Origin of the sequence: Streptomyces tardus (assembly GCF_018101125.2) — a bacterium.
GTDB lineage: Bacteria > Actinomycetota > Actinomycetes > Streptomycetales > Streptomycetaceae > Streptomyces > Streptomyces tardus.
Genome location: NZ_JAELVF020000001.1, coordinates 2,354,146 through 2,371,484 on the forward strand (window position 1 = coordinate 2,354,146; position 17,339 = coordinate 2,371,484).

At 67.2% G+C, this 17,339-nt stretch carries 11 protein-coding genes and 3 pseudogenes; 12 read left to right on the forward strand and 2 right to left on the reverse strand.

Going from position 1 to position 17,339, the window contains the following annotated elements; translation table 11 throughout:
* Positions 1-596: 596 nt before the first annotated feature.
* Positions 597-686, forward strand: a pseudogene (locus JGS22_RS10090) (MerR family DNA-binding transcriptional regulator); the annotation flags it as partial.
* On the opposite strand, the gene JGS22_RS10095 reads toward JGS22_RS10090, so the two are convergent.
* On the reverse strand, positions 685-1,086 hold the full coding sequence (locus tag JGS22_RS10095) for a MerR family transcriptional regulator (RefSeq protein ID WP_211040070.1): 402 nt from the start codon (positions 1,084-1,086) through the stop codon (positions 685-687). The pseudogene JGS22_RS10090 and the gene JGS22_RS10095 sit on opposite strands and share 2 nt — an antisense overlap.
* Positions 1,087-1,490: 404 nt before the next feature.
* On the opposite strand from JGS22_RS10095, the gene JGS22_RS10100 reads away from it, so the two are divergent.
* The 6 genes and pseudogenes from JGS22_RS10100 to JGS22_RS26205 all read left to right on the forward strand — a co-directional run bounded on the left by JGS22_RS10100 (position 1,491) and on the right by JGS22_RS26205 (position 9,547).
* Positions 1,491-2,993: a SulP family inorganic anion transporter gene (locus JGS22_RS10100; RefSeq protein WP_211040069.1), complete on the forward strand. Its 1,503-nt coding sequence runs from the start codon at positions 1,491-1,493 to the stop codon at positions 2,991-2,993.
* Between the two features lie 991 nt (positions 2,994-3,984).
* A complete protein-coding gene (locus tag JGS22_RS10105) occupies positions 3,985-4,995 on the forward strand; it encodes an ion transporter (protein ID WP_211040068.1) in 1,011 nt (336 codons plus the stop codon).
* 400 nt (positions 4,996-5,395) lie between these two features.
* Positions 5,396-5,851, forward strand: a pseudogene (locus JGS22_RS27380) (alpha/beta fold hydrolase); the annotation flags it as partial.
* Positions 5,852-6,256: 405 nt separating this feature from the next.
* Positions 6,257-7,138, forward strand: a complete 882-nt coding sequence (locus JGS22_RS10110; RefSeq protein ID WP_211040067.1) for a helix-turn-helix domain-containing protein — start codon at positions 6,257-6,259, stop codon at positions 7,136-7,138.
* 286 nt (positions 7,139-7,424) lie between these two features.
* A complete protein-coding gene (locus JGS22_RS10115; protein ID WP_211040066.1) occupies positions 7,425-8,837 on the forward strand; it encodes an amidohydrolase family protein in 1,413 nt (470 codons plus the stop codon).
* Positions 8,834-9,547 (forward strand): Atu4866 domain-containing protein, encoded by a 714-nt coding sequence (locus JGS22_RS26205; protein ID WP_236073098.1) that lies wholly within the window; start codon positions 8,834-8,836, stop codon positions 9,545-9,547. Before JGS22_RS10115 ends, JGS22_RS26205 begins: the two co-directional genes overlap by 4 nt.
* A gap of 113 nt (positions 9,548-9,660) precedes the next feature.
* Here JGS22_RS26205 and JGS22_RS10125 read toward each other — a convergent pair whose 3' ends face one another.
* Positions 9,661-10,650 carry an SDR family NAD(P)-dependent oxidoreductase gene (locus JGS22_RS10125; protein WP_211040065.1) on the reverse strand — a complete coding sequence of 330 codons (990 nt, stop codon included), beginning with the start codon at positions 10,648-10,650 and terminating at the stop codon, positions 9,661-9,663.
* Positions 10,651-10,723: 73 nt separating this feature from the next.
* Here JGS22_RS10125 and JGS22_RS10130 point away from each other — a divergent pair, with 73 nt between their 5' ends.
* From JGS22_RS10130 to JGS22_RS10145, 5 genes and pseudogenes are all read left to right on the forward strand, one after another.
* Positions 10,724-11,752 (forward strand): helix-turn-helix transcriptional regulator, encoded by a 1,029-nt coding sequence (locus tag JGS22_RS10130; RefSeq protein ID WP_308405603.1) that lies wholly within the window; start codon positions 10,724-10,726, stop codon positions 11,750-11,752.
* A 268-nt stretch (positions 11,753-12,020) separates the two neighbouring features.
* Positions 12,021-12,209, forward strand: a pseudogene (locus JGS22_RS27385) (type IV toxin-antitoxin system AbiEi family antitoxin domain-containing protein); the annotation flags it as partial.
* 27 nt (positions 12,210-12,236) lie between these two features.
* Positions 12,237-12,668, forward strand: a complete 432-nt coding sequence (locus JGS22_RS10135; protein WP_236073099.1) for a type IV toxin-antitoxin system AbiEi family antitoxin domain-containing protein — start codon at positions 12,237-12,239, stop codon at positions 12,666-12,668.
* The gene (locus tag JGS22_RS10140; protein ID WP_211040063.1) at positions 12,665-13,576 is read left to right on the forward strand and encodes a nucleotidyl transferase AbiEii/AbiGii toxin family protein; all 912 of its coding nucleotides are present in this window, start codon (positions 12,665-12,667) and stop codon (positions 13,574-13,576) included. The genes JGS22_RS10135 and JGS22_RS10140 overlap by 4 nt, the downstream gene beginning before the upstream one ends.
* A 1,049-nt stretch (positions 13,577-14,625) precedes the next feature.
* On the forward strand, positions 14,626-17,220 hold the full coding sequence (locus JGS22_RS10145; protein WP_211040062.1) for an NB-ARC domain-containing protein: 2,595 nt from the start codon (positions 14,626-14,628) through the stop codon (positions 17,218-17,220).
* The last annotated feature ends 119 nt before the right edge of the window (positions 17,221-17,339 follow it).

Sequence of the window (17,339 nt, forward strand, 5' to 3'; positions counted from 1 at the left end):
GACGGCGACCCAGTCCTGACCCACGCACAGTGGACCAACACCGAGCGCCAACAGGCCGGCAACCTCGCCATGCTGCACAAGATCCGCTCCAGTCCACCCTCCGCCCGGGCCACCGGCTACCACCTGCACTGCGCCCTTCCCCGCCCGCCGTCATCAACCGGCGGTCTCCGGCGACGGCCCACGTAGGGGGACTCCGGTCCGGCCAGAAGCAGAGGGGAGACGCAGCCCTGGCACTCTTCGCCCCGGTGGTACTCGCTCGCGTCGGCGTCGGCCCGTCGCAGCTGCTCGTCCCGGCCGCTCGCGTACTGCGTGGCGATGACCATCGTGCCTGTGTCGGGCCGGGTGAGGTCAGGGACGACGGGGCCGGTCACGCTGTCCTCCAGAGACCGGGTCATGCGCTGCTCGCCGGTTGGCTCTGAGTCCGCGTGATGCAGCCCCTGGGGGGCGCGGACGCGGCGGGCGGCGACGCCGCCCGTGAGGGGGAACGAAGGCGGCGCCGCCGGACGACGACGGCAGCCTGTCCGGCCGTCCTCGTTGCAGCGACCATCAACCTACCCTGACGTTAGGGTAGATTGGCGACGCGAGGTGGTGGAGCCGTGGGCGGGAAGCTGATGCAGATCGGCGAGGTGGCCGAGCGGACCGGTTTGTCGCTGCGCACGATCCGCCACTACGAGGTGCCGTCGGCTACTTTCCCGCGTCCATTCTGCGCCGCAGGGTGGACGCGAAGTCCTCGGCTGCCATCAGCTGCGCGCGCAGCGTTTCGCATCGGGCGTCGGCCACCCTGCGGTAGGAATCCAGCCGCTCACGCAGCCGCTCCCTCTCTTCGCCCGCAGGCGGGTCGTCCGTGGCCGCGATCTGGTCGGTGACCTCCAGCAGGTCCCGCATTTCCTCCAGGGAGAAGTCCAGCGGCTTCATTCGGCGGATCACCATCAGGCGCTCGACGTCCACCTCGGTGTAGAGCCGGAAACCGCCCTTGCTCCGCGCGGAGGGCGTCACGAGGCCGACGTCCTCGTAATGGCGGATCGTGCGCAGCGACAAACCGGTCCGCTCGGCCACCTCGCCGATCTGCATCTGCCGCTCAGTCATCGTCGCGCCTTCTCCTTCGGTGTCCCCGTCGCATTTCGAACATTCGAAGTGCTCCAGCATACGTGGCTGGAATCACATGATCCGCGAGCCTGTTTACCTGCATTTCACAAGCCCTGACTCACACCCTGCCCTCACGTTAGGGTAGGGTTCTCGGCGAGGGCAGCAAAGCTGTGAAGACCAGCCGCAGCCGCCCCGCCAGCGTCGCGGCCGCGGTCGGGCCCACGCCGGCGCCCCAGACTTCCGGGCAATGATGCCCGACCGGCAGCCGCCCCCGGCTGCCACTCCCTCCGGCAGGGCCCCCATCGAGGCCGGGCCACCGGGGACTCCACCGCCTCCGTGTGGAGTCGAGTACGACGCGCCTGCATCCGGCACGAGGATGCGTGCGCCCGAACAGAAACGGTTGCATGTCCTCACCGCTGTCCGCAGTCCCCACGATGCGCATGTCCAAGCCCGACTGGCTCGCCTCCCCGAAGGTCTTCCGGACCGAGGTGCTGGCCGGCCTGGTGGTGGCCCTGGCCCTGATCCCCGAGGCGATCTCCTTCTCGATCATCGCCGGTGTCGACCCGGCCGTCGGCCTGTTCGCGTCCTTCACGATGGCCGTGGTGATCTCGATCGTCGGCGGTCGCAAGGCCATGATCTCCGCCGCCACCGGCGCCATGGCCCTGGTCATCGCCCCCCTCAACCACGAGTACGGCCTCGGCTACCTGATCGCCGCGGTCATCCTCGGCGGCCTCATGCAGATCGCGCTCGGCGCGCTCGGCGTGGCCAAGCTGATGCGCTTCGTGCCTCGCAGCGTCATGGTCGGCTTCGTCAACGCACTGGCCATCCTGATCTTCATGGCACAGGTGCCCGAGATGAGCGACGTCCCGTGGGCCGTCTACCCGCTGATCCTCGGCGGCCTGGCCCTCTTGGTGTTCTTCCCGAAGATCACCAAGGTGGTGCCCGCTCCGCTGGTCTCGATCGTCACCCTGACCGTCATCACTGTCGCGGCCGGGATCGCCGTTCCGACCGTCGGAGACAAGGGCGAGCTGCCCTCCTCGCTGCCGGTTCCGGGTCTGCCGGACGTACCCCTCTCCATGGACATGCTGACCACCATCGCCCCGTACGCCTTCGCGTTCGCGCTGGTGGGCCTGATGGAGTCGCTGATGACCGCCAAGCTCGTCGACGACATCACCGACACCCACTCCAACAAGACCCGCGAGTCCATCGGCCAGGGCATCGCCAACGTCATCACCGGCTTCTTCGGCGGTATGGGCGGCTGCGCCATGATCGGCCAGACGATGATCAACGTGAAGACCTCCGGCGCCCGCACCCGCCTGTCCACATTCCTGGCCGGTGCCTTCCTGATGGTGCTGTGCATCGCCTTCGGCCCGGTCGTCTCCGACATCCCGATGGCCGCCCTCGTCGCCGTCATGATCCTGGTCTCCATCGCCACCTTCGACTGGCACTCCATCCAGCCGAAGACCCTCAAGCGGATGCCGATCGGCGAGACCACCGTCATGGTCGTCACCGTCGCCTGCGTGGTCGCCACCCACAACCTGGCCATCGGCGTCATCGTCGGCTGCATCGTGGCCATGATGATCTTCGCCAAGCGCGTCGCCCACCTCGCCCAGGTCTCCGGCGTCGTCGACCCCGACGGCAACCAGGTCGTCTACGCGGTCACCGGCGAGCTGTTCTTCGCCTCCTCCAACGACCTCGTCTACCAGTTCGACTACAAGGACGACCCCGACGACGTCGTCATCGACCTGACCGACGCCCACATCTGGGACGCCTCCTCGGTCGCGGCCCTGGACGCCATCGAGACCAAGTACGCCCAACGCGGCAAAAAGGTCACCATCATCGGCCTCAACCAGCCCAGTGCCGACATGCACGACCGCCTGGCCGGACAGCTCACCGCCGGCCACTGACACCGAAGAGCCCGCCCCCTGCCCGTCATCCGCGGGCAGGGGCTTCTTCTGGCCCCTGCTCACCGGCCGTTCGGGTGCGTATCCGGTGCGATGTGGTGCAGCGCCGTCGGACGGGCACGCTTGCACCTCCCTGCGCGCACAACGGGCAGGGGCGTGGGCGGAGTCGATCGGGGACCTGCGGCCGGGCTCCTGCGACCCGCTGCGGTGCGGTGGTTGCCGTACTCCGCTGCTGTACCGCAACGGCCCCCGGCACTGACCAACCGTCAAGCACGCCACGGGGCGGGGGCCGCGGTCTCCCTCGCTCACGGCGACCGGAACCTTCGCCTCAAAGGCACCGACGCCGGAGCCGACCCCGGTACGTCCGCCACCCACGGCCACGTCCACGGCCTCCTGGGTCCGCGCGAGTGCTGCGGGGTGTACGGCGCCGCACCCTTGCGGGTGCGGTGCTCGTCACCGGACCGTGCCGACCGTGGGAGTGGGGACACGCCAGGGGCGCGGAGGGGGCACCACAGGCCCGGACAACGAACAAACCCGACCGCGTCGGGGCGGTGGGGGCCGACGTCGACACCGACACGACCCCCGCAGCCGCGCCCGCCGGCGACCGCACCCGGCTCCTGCGCGGGAGCCGGCGACCGGCACCTTCCCCGGCGCGCTGCCCACTCGTGACGTCCCGGTCGCCCGAGCCCGAGCCCGGGCCCGGGCCCGAGCCCGTGGCCGGGCCGTCACGGCACGCGAACCGGGCTGATCCGTAACGGAGTTGGTCGCGATCGACACCGTGGCCGAGACGCTGGAGGGGTTGCGGCGACGCCGTACCCCGCCCTCGTCTGCGACGGCGAGAGCCGCCCGACCGGGCCCGTCGGCCTCGACGAACGGGTCGCCCGCCGAGCGGGCCCGGGGGCCGCGCAGCTCGGACTCCGCCCGGTCACTCCCGTTATCTAAGATCGACTTCGCTGATGGGAGCGCCTGCACACAGGGAAGTCGAGGCCGACAGATGACCGACGAAGTGACAGCCGCGCCGCCGAGCGCACGAAGCGCGGTGGCGCAGCGCTGTCGCCGCATCACCGACACCAACTGGTTCGGCACGACCGCCTTCGTCCTCATCCTCGGGAACGCCGCCGTTCTGGGAGTGGAGACCTATGACGGCGTCGTCGAACGCTGGCACGGCCAGTTACAGCTGGTCGAGCACGGGTTCCTGACCGCGTTCACCGTCGAGGTCGTGCTGCGCGCCGCCGCCCACGCCGACCGGCCCAGAGACTTCCTCCGCGACCCCTGGAACGTCTTCGACCTTTCCGTCGTCCTCTTCGCCCTCCTCCCCATCGCCCAGGACAACGCCACCGCCCTGCGCCTGCTGCGCCTCGCCCGCGTGCTGCGCGCGGTCCGCTTCCTGCCCCAACTGCGCATCGTGGTCACAGCGATCGGCAAGAGCCTGCCCGGCACCGCCAGCTTCGTGCTCGTCGGCACGCTGCTGCTGTACGTCTACGCCATGATCGGCTGGGTCTTCTTCGCCGACGAGGATCCCGAACGCTTCGGCTCGCTCGGGCGGGCCGCCCTCAGCCTGCTCCTGCTGATGGCCCTCGACGGACTGGGCGACGCGGTCCGCACCGGCCTGGAGATCACCCGGTGGAGCATCCTCTATTACACCTCCTACGTACTCCTCAGCTCCTTCGTCCTGGTCAACCTCCTCATCGGCGTCGTCATCAACTCCCTGGAGGAAGCCAGAGAAGCGGAACGCCAACAACGCCCCGACCTCGGCCCCGACTCCGCGCCAACGTCTGCACCCGCCCCTTTCTCCAGCGACGACTCAGAACGTCTCCAGTCGAAGATCATCACGGCCCGTCTCGCCCTGGACGACCTGCAAAACGCTCTTGACCGACAGGCCGCGCCCGAGCGGTACACCCTGCCGGGCGCTGAGCATCCGGCTCCGGAACACCGCCCCAGGGCAGACGCGTCCCGGCGTGGGGCACCACCGATGCCCCACGCGGACAGCACGGCAGAGCGGTAGCTACCCGGACCACAGGCAACCCCCGTTCTCCGGACCCGGGAATCGTCGAGGGGCACCCATCGGACACGCCGCACAATCCTGGTCTCCCGGGTCCTCGGCCTGCTCTCCTTCCGCCCGCTGCCCAGCCGCCGCGGCGTCCTCCGTCCGTCCTCGCCGTCGCACCGGTCGGGCACGGCGAGGACTGCGGTGACCGCAGGACCCAGCCGGGCCGTCGTCGACCAACTGGCCCGGGTGAAGCCGTACGCCCCACTGTGCGTCGCTGAACCACTTCCCGGACATTCAGCTACGTGTTCCCGGACTGTCGCGGCTACGGGAGGCGTCGCGGCGAGAAGGGCCGTCACTCGATCGAGGAAGCGGCAACCGACGTCCTGGCGGCGGCTGACGAGCTGGGGCCGAGCGGTTCTCCTTGCTCGGACACTCGATGGGCGGGTCCGTCATGCAACGGGTGTACGACGCGCCCTCGCGGGTGCGGGCACTTGTCGGTGTGTCGCCAGTGCCCGCGGACGGTGTGCCGTTCGACGAGCAGAGTGGGGACCTGTTGTTCTCCAGTGCCGCCGACAGTCCCGAAAGCCGCCGCGCGATCATCGACTTCACCACCGGAAACCGACCCACCGGCACCTGGCTGGACGCCATGGTGCGGCACTCGATGGACAACTCCGACCGCGACGCGTTCGCTGCCTGTCTGCCTGCCTGGGCACACACCGGCTTCCACACCGAGATCCAGGGCGCCGGTGTGCCCATCAAAGTGATCGCCGGGCGGCACGACCCGGCGCTCGGGCCCGAGGCCATGGAGGCGACATTCGGGGCCTGGTACCCGAACCCGGAACTGGAGACCTTTCCCGACTCCGGGCACTGCGCAATGGACGAGTCCCGTGGCCTTCGCCGGCAGCGTCGAGAGCTTCCTCGCGAGGAACGGACAACCGCTGCCCCCGACAACAGACACACCCCGGCCGCCGACCTGGGCGTTCGGTCCGCAGCGGGTGACGAGAACCGAACTCGCGCGCCGAGCTCGGGAATCGAGAGGTGCGCGTACGGACCGAGGGGTGTACGGGAGACGTCCGGCCACCGAGGAGCGACGGCGTTTCCCGTACGCCACGACCCTCGCCGCGGGCGGCGGTCCGAACCAGGGCGTGCCGTACCCCGGCGCACCGCACCCCCGCACCGCCGGCCGGCCTCCGGCGCGGTGACCGCTCGACGGTGGGTGCCGCGCACCCATGCTCGACACTGCCGAAGTCGCCGTCTCCGCTCTAGCCTCGGTCGTATGGGAGTTGACCAGCCGACCGGCCCCCGGACCGCCCTCGCCGCGTTCCTGCGGGCGCGGCGGGCGCGACTGCGGCCCGAGGACGTCGGCCTGCCGGTCTCCGGGCGACGGCGGGTGCCGGGGCTCCGCCGGGAGGAGGTCGCGATCCTGGCGGGCGTGAGCACCGACTACTACATGCGCCTCGAACAGGGCAGGGAACGCCACCCCTCCGAGCAGGTCCTCCAGGCGCTGGCCGGGGCACTCCACCTGGACGAGGAGGCGGCCGACCACCTGCGGCGGCTTGTCCCGTCCACGGAGCGCCGTCCCCGGGACAAGCGCCGCGCCGAGCGGGCCGGCCCCGGGCTGCTCGGGCTGCTGGACCGCTGGAACGACACCCCCGCCTTCGTGCTCGGCGGCACCCTGGACTTCCTGGCCCGCAACCGCCTCGCCGAGGCCCTGCACAGTGACTTCGCGCGCACGGACAACCTGGCCCGGATGACTTTCCTGGACCCGGCCGCGCACGGCTTCTTCCGTCCCTGGGACCGGGCCGCGGCCGCCGTCGTCTCGGAGCTGCACCGGGCGGCGGGGCTGCTGGCGGACGACCCCCGGCTGAGGGCGCTCGTCGGCGAACTCTCCCTGACGAGCGTCGAGTTCCGCTCCCTGTGGTCCCGGCACGACGTACGCGGCAAGGGCGGCGGGGCCAAGCTCCTGCGCCACTCGGCGGTGGGGGAGCTGGAGCTCCGCTACGAGAGCTTCTCCGTCAACAGCGCCGTCGGCCAGCAACTGGTGGTGTACCAGGCCGAGTCCGGGAGTTCCTCCGAGCAGGCCCTGGCGCTGCTCGGCTCCCTGCACACCACGTGCGCCGACGACCGCGACGCCAGGACGCGCTCGGATCACGGCTGAGCAACCACCGGCTCCCGTACGCCCCGGCGCTCCGTACCCCCTCACACGCCGCCGCGCCCGTGCCCGCGCGTCCACTCGCGCCCGTGCTCCGCGCCGAGTGGGCCCGTGCCCGTACGCCCCCGCGTCCGCTCGCGCCCGTGCTCCGCGCCGAGTGCCGGTCCCAGCCTGGGAGTTCCGCACCAGGGAGAACGGCGGCCTGGTTGCCTCCGCGCCGCAAGGCAAGAGTCGACGGTGAGTTCGCGACGCACCGCCGGGTTCGCGGCGTACCACCAGAGGGAGAAACCGCATGCCTTCCGTTCCCGTCCTGCGACCGACCGACCCGACCGCGCTGCGGGAGATCCGCGCGCGGCCCGGCGACCGACGGCGCATCCTGTTCACGAACGGGGCGGTTGTCACCATGGACCCCGACCTCGGTGCCCTGGACCCGGGTGACGTGCTGATCGAGGGCGACACGGTCCTCGCTGTCGGCCGGAGGCTGGAAGCCGGCACCGACGCCGTCGTGATCGACGCCACCGGCTGTGTGCTCACCCCCGGTTTCGTCGACACCCACCGGCACGCGTGGCAGGCGCCGCTGCGCAGGAGCATGCCGGACGTCGAGGACCTCGCCGCCTACGTCACGACCACCCTGGCCGGGCACGCCCCCGCGTACGGCCCCGAGGACATGTACGTCGGCACCCGGCTGGCCGCGCTGTCGGCGATCGACGGCGGTGTCACCTGTCTGCTCGACTTCTCCCACAACTCCCGTTCCGCAGCGCACTCCGACGCCGCGATCCAGGCCCTGGCCGACGCCGGCATCCGCGGCGTACACGCCTCCATGGCCCCGCACTTCGGGCAGTGGGACGGTCAGTGGCCGCGGGATCTGGGCCGCCTGCGGGAACGCTGCTCCGGTCCGCTGCTGACCCTGCGGCTGGCCGCCCTCGCCACTGACGAGATCGCCGGCCCGCGCCTCGCCTACGGTCCCGAACTGGCCCGGGTGGCCCGCGAACTGGACATCGGCGTCAGCGTCGACGCGGTACTCGGTGCCTCCTCCTCGCACGCGGTGCGCGCCTGGGCCGGACAGGACCTGCTCGGCCCCTGGGTCACCCTCATCCACGCCACGGGGCTGGCGGACGACGCGTGGAAGGCCATCGGCGGGACCGGTACCACCGTCTCCCTGGCCCCCACCTCGGACGCCCAGATCGGTCTGGAAACCGCGATCCCCGCGGTCGATGAGGCACTCGCCGCCGGAGTACGTCCCGGACTGAGCACCGACGTCGAAGTCGCCCTGGCCGGCGACATGTTCACACAGATGCGCACCCTGCACACCGTGCAGCGCATGCGCGCCGTGCACGGCGCGTACGGCACCGGGCGCACGCCCGACCGGATCGGTGTGCGGGACGTACTCGACTTCGCCACGCTCCAGGGGGCGCGCACCAACGGCCTGGACCCGGTGACCGGTTCGCTCACCCCGGGCAAGAAGGCCGACCTGCTGGTGATCACGGCCGAGGAACTCAACAACATGCCGCTCAACGACCCGGTCGGCACCGTGGTCCTCGGTGCCGACGCCCGCAACGTCGTCACGGTCCTGATCAATGGTGAACCCCGCAAATGGGGCGGCCGGGTCCTGGACACCGACCTGGCCGGCCTCCGCACCCGCGTACACGAAACCCGGAACCGAATCCTCGGCCGGAAACCCCACCCCACCAGGAGCCCCGTATGAACAACCGAACCACCGCGGTCCGCCCGTTCGGCGACACCACGGCGCCTGCCCGGACCAACGACCGTCAGGACCACCCGCTCCTGCTCAGCGGCGGCACTGTACTCACCGAGAACGCGTTGCTGGGCGACTGGCCGCAGGCCGACGTCCTCATCGGCGGCGACGTGATCGTCGGCGTCGGCCCCGGACTGCTCACCGCCGCTGAGGACGACGGCATGAACGTGGTCGACTGCACCGGCACCGTGGTCCTGCCCGCCGCCCTCGACCGCACCGGCAACGGACCCGCCGGAACCCTCACCCCCGGTGAACGCGCGGACATCGCCGTCTACCGTGTCGCCGCCGGCCCCGACGCGCCGGCGGGTGTCCTGCCCTCCCGCGACCACCACCTCCACCTGCTGATCCTCGGCGGCCAGTTCCAGCGCGGGAACGGCTCCGGTACGGCCGCCCCCGCACTGGAACCCCCGCACGACGACGACCACACCTACCTCGGTACCTGGGCTACCGACGACCGATTCCTGCGCCAGCGACTCCGTCCCGACGGCCGTTACGACGAGGCGCGCGGCGACCGCGAGAGCGCCTACACGGGCAGGTACTGGATCAACGGCACCCGCATCGACTACCTGGACGACCTCGGTTTCTGGGCGTACGGCGAATTCGACGGCGAGGCGCTCGACCACGCCGGGTACCGGCTCACCCGCTCCCGTCCCGCCTGACCGGCTCGTCATCCGACCTCAGTACGCGGGAGAGCGAAGGTTCCGCCTCACACCGGCAGTTCCTGAACGTGGCCCACCATCATGGGAGCTGAGGCCCGCAGTGGCGTGAGGACTCAGCGCACCCCGACCAGTTGCTCGCTCAGCGTCCACAGGCGCCGTGCGGACCGCGGATCGACGGCGTGCGGCACCACCTCCGCCGGAGGGTCCTGCTCGGCGCCGGTGACGGGCCGCGGGTTCCTGTCCAGGACGGAGATGTCGTTGTCCTTGAGATAGACGCCGCCGATCGCCGCCAACAGCGGGCTGGTGGCGGCGAACACGGTGGTGCTGGCGCCCTGTCGGGGATTCTTGATCCCGCGGTCGGGAGCGACGACCGGCTGTCCGTCGTCGTCGACGAGCCCGGCGGCCCTCAACCGGTCCGTGCCCACCGAGCTGTTCAGGTCGGTGCCGGGGACGATGCCGGGGTGCACGGCGTAGCCGCGGATGCCGTCGCCGGCCCAGCGGCGGTCGAGCTCGACGGCGAAGAGCACGTTCGCGGTCTTCGACTGCCCGTAGGCGAGGAGGCTCTGGTAGCCGGTGGCGAAGTGCGGGTCTTCCCAGCGGATGCCGGTGATCCGGTGGCCGCCCGAGGACAGGTTGACCACGCGGGCCCCACGGGCGGCGCGCAGGGCGAGCTGGAGGCCCAGAGTGAGTTGGAAGTGGCCGAGGTAGTTGGTCACGAACTGCGACTCGTAACCGCGTGCGTCGAGTTGCCGCCTGTCGTGGAGCGGACCTCCGGCGTTGTTGACCAGGGTGTGCAGCGGACGCCCGGAGCCGACGTACCAGGAGGCGAAGGCAGCGACGGATTCCGGGTCGGCCAGGTCCAGTCGACGGACCTCGACGTTCTCTAGGTCCGCCAGCACCCTGGAGGCGCGGTCGGGGTTGCGCGCGCCCACGGTGACCGACGCTCCGGCCGTGCTGAGGGCGCGGCTCGTCTCCAGCCCGATCCCGGCACGGCCTCCGGTGACGACGACGTTGACACCGGTCAGATCGATGCCGGCGAGTACGTCGTCGGCCGTTGACGCCGCGGTGAAGGGGGTTCCGAGAGGCTGCTGTTTCGCATGCATACCGTCACGCTAGAGAACGGGAGCCGAACTCTGAATGCTTGAAAGTTCGCCATTCTTTCGCGATCGTTCAAGCGTGACCAGCGTGATGAGTGACCCCCTGTCCGACGTACTGGATCTCGTCGAGACACAGGGCGTGATGTCGAGCGCCATCGCCGCTGACGGGGCCTGGTACGCCCGCGGCTCCGTCGTCGAACACCCTCTGAAGTTCGTCGCCGTCGCCCGCGGCAGCGTCCGCCTGACCACGGACGACGGCAACGGCCCGCTCACGCTCGGACCCGGCGAGGTCGCGATCCTGAACAACCGGTCATGGATGGAGGTCCGAGGAGGAGACGACACCGAGCCCGCGCGCGAGATCGACGTGACAGGTCCAGGTCGTACCTCGGCGCACCAGGGCGGTGCCGACATGGTCCTCGGCGGTCACATCGTCCTCAACCCGATCGGCCGGTCCCTCCTGCTGCCGGCGCTGCCGCCGGTCGGGCACGTCAGAGCCGGGAGCACCGACGCCCCCCTGCGTGCCAGACTCGACCAGCTCCTCGACGAGGTGTCCGGCGACCGCATCGGCTCCGCCTTTGCCGTCCGCCAACTCGGACAGTTGCTGGTGCTCGACCTGCTGCGCGCCCACCTCGGCCGCGCCGAGCTCCACCCCGGGTGGCTGCGGCTGCTCACGAACGAACAACTCCGGCCCGCCGTGGCCCTCATGCACGCCGATCCAGGAGCAACCTGGCGGCTGGAGACCCTTGCCCAGGCAGCGGCGATGTCCCGCACGTCGTTCGCCACACGCTTCCGGGCAGTGGCGGACATGCCGCCACTGGCGTATCTCAGCCGCTGGCGGATGCTGCTCGCACAGCGAGCCCTGCGTACGGGCGACGACCACGTCGGCGCACTGGCCTCCGCTCTCGGCTACGCCTCCGAAAGCGCCTTCAGCACCGCGTTCACACGCGAGGTCGGAGAGTCGCCCCTGCGGTACCGCAAGCGCGTTCGCGAGGAGGCGGACCGGCCCGGCCAGGGACGACGCCCACAAGGCCGGCACGCGAGCTCACGCCTCGCTCCGAGGGTGACCCCTCGCCCCGAGCGCCCCGACAAACAACCCCCAGGTCGTTGACCTGGGGGTTCGTGGTGGAGCGGGCGACGAGAATCGAACTCGCGCTCTGAGCTTGGCAATCACGTGGCGCTGGAGGGCGGGGTGTGGTTCCGATCTGCTGAGACGCCTGCAACGAAAGGCGTCTGGGAACGGTCACAGGGGGCCGCTGCGGACCGCTGTTCGCCGCCCCGAATGGCACGTAGTGGCACGGGGGCACGGTCCCGGCTGCTGCCCCCGATCCATTGAACTCATAGTTCAGTGGGACGGATAGTGCTTACAGGTATAGCCTATGTGTAGACGTTTCCCGTCGCGGGTCTGTCGTGGGTGCCGGAGGTGGAGCGACGTGGTCAGCGAACCTGCGGGTGTGCGAGACCTGCCCGAGACGTTCAGATACTCCGAGGCCCGGCGCCTGGGTGTTTCTGACCGCCGACTTCGCCGGCTATTGGCGGACGGCGAGGTCGAGCGGCTCGCTCGGGGTATCTACCGTCGGGCAGATGCTGATCCCATGGTCGATCTCGACCTGGTCGAAGTGGCGCACCGTATCCCGGACGGGACGTTGTGTCTGGCCTCGGCGCTGGCGCGACATGGCCTGACGGATCAGATCCCCCCGACCATCGACATCGCGATCCCGCGTGGACAGCGTGTCCCGCGGATGGCTGCGCCTATCACCTGGCACCACTTCGCGCGTGACACGTTCTTCATCGGGCGGGAGCCGTTGTCCGTGGGCCAGAGCGAGCAGCTCGGCATCTACAGCGCGGAGCGCTGCATCGTCGACGCCTTCCGACTGCGCCACCAGGAGGGGACGGAACTCGCCAACGATGCGCTCCGCGCCTGGCTGCGCCGCAGGGGCAGCCGTCCGGCTGAGCTCATGACGATGGCCAAGCACTTCCCACGGGCCGTCGAGCCCCTCCGCACCACTCTGGAGATCCTGCTGTGAATCCCCGTCCCACGCGCGCGACGGAAGCCGGCCGCGTTTACCTGGACCTGCAGAATCTCGCCCGCCGAACCGGTCGTCCCACAGATGAGCTGCACCAGCTGTACGTCCTGGAGTGCTTCCTGGACCGTCTCGTGCGCTCCCCGTACGCGGATCGATTCGTCCTCAAAGGGGGAGTCCTGCTGGCCGCCTACGAGATGCGCCGACCGACGCGTGACGTGGACCTCCGTGCCGACCGCCTGACGGCCACGCCCGCGGCGGTTCTCGAAGCAGTCCGCGAAATCGCCGCGCAGCCCGTCGAGGACGGCGTCGTGTTCGGAGCCGACGAAGCACACGCCGAGCTCATCAGGGACGAGGACGAGTACAACGGCGTACGTGTCTCCATGACGGTTGAACTTGCCAGCGCTCGGATGACCTTCCACGTCGATGTGAACGTGGGCGACCCCGTCGTCCCCCAGCCTGGAAGCATCGACCTGCCGCGCCTGCGCGGAGGAACCCTGTCGCTCCTCGGCTATCCGCTGGCGATGGTGCGGGCAGAGAAGATCATCACCATGCTGGAGCGGGGCGAAGTCAACACCAGATGGCGCGACTTCGCCGACGTCTACCTTCTCGCGGGGCGGCACGACGCCACCGGGCGCGAACTGGCCGCGGCGATGGAAGCTGTGGCCAAACACCGAGGCGTCACGCTGCGCGCACTCCTCCCCGAACTCGACGGCCTGCCAGAGCTGGCCCAACGCAAGTGGGCCGCCTGGGTGCGCAAGCAACGCCTGGAAGATCGGCTCCCTCGCTCCTTCGAGCAGGTGCTCTACAAGGTCGCCGAGTTCGCCGCCCCGGCATTGACCGGCGAGGCGACAGGCATGCGTTGGAAGGCAGATGCCCAACGCTGGAAGCTCACCACTGAGACGACGTAGCCCCGCCGCGCCACTCCAAGTGGCCCACAGGCCCACCGCGGCCTGGCGCGAGACCTGTGGACCGCCCCAGACAACAGCACGGCCCTGGTCAGGGATCACATCCCTGACCAGGGCCTTCGTCGTGGAGCGGGCGACGAGAATCGAACTCGCGCTCTGAGCTTGGGAATCACCGCTCGTTTAAGGCGAGTTGGCCGCCTGACCAGCCCAAACGCCCCTCCAAGCCCACCACTTCACCACCCCAACTGACCGCCAGTACCCGCTCCTGACCGCCTCATCTGGTGCGCATCTGGTGCACTCCACAGCCTCGGCCGGGTACCTCGCCTCACGCGCACCGACGTTGCCAACGAGGGGTTGGGGGAGTGTTTGACTTCGGGTGGTCTGTGGGGCGAGAGCATGGAACGGGGGGCGTACGCTCGCTCAAGCAGAGTGGGGCCGCAGGCTCCCACCGCGCTCTTGGTCCCACTGCCCCCCGTTCCTTGCTCTCGGAGGGGCCCCGCTGACCACCCGAAGTTAAAGACTCCCTCAGCCCTGGTCCCAGATGGCCCCGTCAGTTCGTTGTTGCTGTGACTGGCAACACATCATGTCTCGCCACACATTGGGGGGCCATCGCCGGGCTGGAAAGCCGCTCTGAGACAGATCTGAACCGAGGGCGCTGACCTGCACAACCGGCGGAGCCGGGATCAGCTGTTCGTACTTTCGCTGTGGGTACTGCCGGTTCGCCTTGCCAGGTGTGCTGGCGGTGCGATCACGCGCAACAGAGTCGAGGCAGGCGTGACCTCGACGCGTAGGTCAGGCTTGCGCGAGAAACTCGTGGGGCTCTGCACCCTTCGCGTGGGCATGTGTCGTCACGCTCACTGTGCGTGAGAACAAGCGTATGCTCTGTTAAGACGATACGCCTGACACATCGTCAATCTTCACATAGCCTAGGTTGATATGCCTGAGGGGGTCTCGTGCTTCACACTCGCATGACACGCGCACGACTTTACATACTCGTGGACTCGTTCGAATCTGATATACGGCAGATGATCTTGCGGTTCATCCTCGACCATATGAGTGAGGCCGAGGCCCTGGGGGATAGCTACCTGAGAGCAGCTGAACGCCGTCAAAGCGACGCCAGTGACGATAAGCTCTCCATCGTTGAATACCTCGATATGCGCGAAGCGTACGACATCCTGAATCGGCATCGGGAAGCTTTGCCAGTGGAGCTGGCCCGAGAGCTTCGATTCGGCACGCCACGAATGGATATCCTGACGCCTATTCGTAATCGCGTTATGCATGGAAGGCCACTACAGGCCGGTGATGCCGAGAAGGCGATTAGTGCGTGTCGTGAGTTCAAGAGTCGTTTTTGGCCAACAATGCGCGATACGCTAGATAAGCTGGGTGCTCAACCGGAGTGGGAGCCAGCTTTCAACGGCGTCGACAGGCGCTATTCTGATAGAATTCTTCACAATCTTCCGCCTTTTGATTACGATGACACTGGTCTTATTGGGAGATCTCAAGCGTGTAGCGCCATCGTGAAGCATCTCCTGAGGCGCCGTGAGCCAATGATCACCATCACGGGTGAAGGTGGGATCGGGAAGACAGCTCTCGCCTCTGACGTGGCATATTCGCTCTTGGATAATCCGGATTCTCCTTACGAGTGCATATTGTGGACATCCTTGAAGACGGAGCGACTAACGGCTAGCGGGGTCGTCGAGATTGCAGGAGCGGTCCGCGATGTTACAGGCGCGAGTCAGATGCTTGGTAAAGTCCTAGCAGATGATTTCAGAGGCGGTGTGGAGCAGCTAGCGGAAGCTCTACACGGAATCGAGACTCTACTTGTTATCGATAATCTCGAAACCGTAAGCGGTAGCGAGATTGTTACGTTGTATGAAACGCTACCCGATAACGTCACATATCTTATGACGAGTAGAATCGGAGTGGGTCAGATTGAGCGTCGAATCCCTCTTCCTCCGCTGGAAAAAAAAGATGCACAGACACTCTTCAGATCTTTTGCTAGAGTGCGTGGAGGACGAGCTGATTTCTTGGCAAGTCTGCAACAGGAAACTGTCGAACAGGTCGTCATTCGGTTGCGCTTTAGTCCCTTAGCTATCCGATGGTACATTCTTTCCGTCGAATCTGGGCGACAGCCCCACCCGACTTTGACCGACCAAGACGAGTTGATCGACTTCTGTGTAAGGTCAGTATTTGACGCTCTGAATGAAACACCGAAGGATATTCTTTCGGTCCTATACGCTCTCGATAGATCTTCTACCTTCGATGAGCTTGCGGTGTTAACTGATTCGCCGATCGATTCCTTGAATCTTGCAGTCAAGGAGCTAAGTGCAGGCTCGCTGGTAAGTCAGAAGCCTGACCCCGATGACGAGCTCATCTCACGGGTTCAGATAACTGAAGCAGCTCAACACTTCCTGCGCCGCGTTGCTCCGCCGCCCAAGGCGAATATTAGTGGAACTCTGCTGCGAGAGCAGGAGTTTAAGCGTTCAGAAGAGCGACGTCGTGCGGACGAGAGTAAGCGTCATCTCGCTCCCAATGTTGTGAGGGTTCGCTCATCACATGACGAGCCCACGGCTCATCTTCTTCGGCTTGCCTTGGCGCAGTCACGAGCAGGATCAGTCGATCGTGCTCAGGCCTATCTGACGCGTGCCCGGGCGCTGAATCCAGAATTCTGGGAAGTGGATCGCGTAGAAGCATTCATTCTTTCCCAGAACGATCAAATCGAACAGGCAAGCTCACTTTACCGGTCAGCCTTGCGTAAGGCTGACCATGCTGGCAAAGCAGTCATCTCCTATTACTTCGCTGGACACCTTGCTGGGCGTGGACACGACGTAGGTGCAGCTCTGCCGCTGGCGGAGGTAGCGCACGAGTACTTTCAAACCGCTGATACCGCACAGTTGCTAGGGAAGATTAACCTGTGGGCTCGCAACTACGAAGACTCACAGGTGTACCTTGAGTGGGCCCTAGAGAACATAGTTGGACGTGGAAGACTTCGATTGATTATTCTGACGAGTCTCGTAGACTCTTGGCGCCGGTGGGCTGAGTCCATACTTGAGGATGATCGTCGCCCAGTAGAGGCTGCCCATAAGGCATCAGCCGGATTCTCTCAAGGAATTAAAGAACTCGACTCTGGTGCCTGGGATCAGCGACTTGCTGAAACTCTCCTCGAAAGTGCAAAGTCATTCCTCCGGGCGATCGGGGAACTTGGGATATTCCCGAAAGAGTTCAATAATGATGCCGTCAGAATCCTGAAGGGGGTGAAGCGCCACATCGTCCTTTTTGAGCGTTGCGCCGCGTGGCACCATTTCCCTGGTCGAGTCGGCAGCCTGTATCGCCTGGCAGGCATTAGTGGTGAAATTTCGAACCTTTGCGAGATCTTGGTGAATGTGGCCAAGCCAAAACTAGGCGACGCATCAGATGTCACGTCCCGAGGAATCGTTAAAGCCTGGCGTGGGACTTACGGTTTTATTTCTCACCCCGACCACCCCAGTGATGTGTTCTTCCCGGGGGCAGTGGTGCAAGAAGACAATGGCGTGAAATGGGACTCTCTTAACCCTGTTGGGGTACACGTAGTTTTCGAGGTTGACGAACACGGGAAAGGGGATCGTCCTCGTGCCAACTATGTATCCCCCATCTCCGTAGAAGAGTGACTTGGATCCGGTCGGCTTGGTCACGAATTCTCTCCCATCTTTGGTATCAGGAAATTGACCGTCATTGACGTGGCTCGGCCCTCGGCCGGGGTGGAGCGGGGCGGAGACAGGAGCGCAGG

What these genes read in the sequence shown, in the direction of transcription:
- JGS22_RS10095 (WP_211040070.1), bottom strand. Translation starts at nt 1,086, where the DNA reads ATGACTGAGCGGCAGATGCAGATCGGCGAGGTGGCCGAGCGGACCGGT.
- JGS22_RS10100 (WP_211040069.1), top strand. Translation starts at nt 1,491, where the DNA reads ATGTCCTCACCGCTGTCCGCAGTCCCCACGATGCGCATGTCCAAGCCC.
- JGS22_RS10105 (WP_211040068.1), top strand. Translation starts at nt 3,985, where the DNA reads ATGACCGACGAAGTGACAGCCGCGCCGCCGAGCGCACGAAGCGCGGTG.
- JGS22_RS10110 (WP_211040067.1), top strand. Translation starts at nt 6,257, where the DNA reads ATGGGAGTTGACCAGCCGACCGGCCCCCGGACCGCCCTCGCCGCGTTC.
- JGS22_RS10115 (WP_211040066.1), top strand. Translation starts at nt 7,425, where the DNA reads ATGCCTTCCGTTCCCGTCCTGCGACCGACCGACCCGACCGCGCTGCGG.
- JGS22_RS26205 (WP_236073098.1), top strand. Translation starts at nt 8,834, where the DNA reads ATGAACAACCGAACCACCGCGGTCCGCCCGTTCGGCGACACCACGGCG.
- JGS22_RS10125 (WP_211040065.1), bottom strand. Translation starts at nt 10,650, where the DNA reads ATGCATGCGAAACAGCAGCCTCTCGGAACCCCCTTCACCGCGGCGTCA.
- JGS22_RS10135 (WP_236073099.1), top strand. Translation starts at nt 12,237, where the DNA reads ATGGTCGATCTCGACCTGGTCGAAGTGGCGCACCGTATCCCGGACGGG.
- JGS22_RS10145 (WP_211040062.1), top strand. Translation starts at nt 14,626, where the DNA reads ATGAGTGAGGCCGAGGCCCTGGGGGATAGCTACCTGAGAGCAGCTGAA.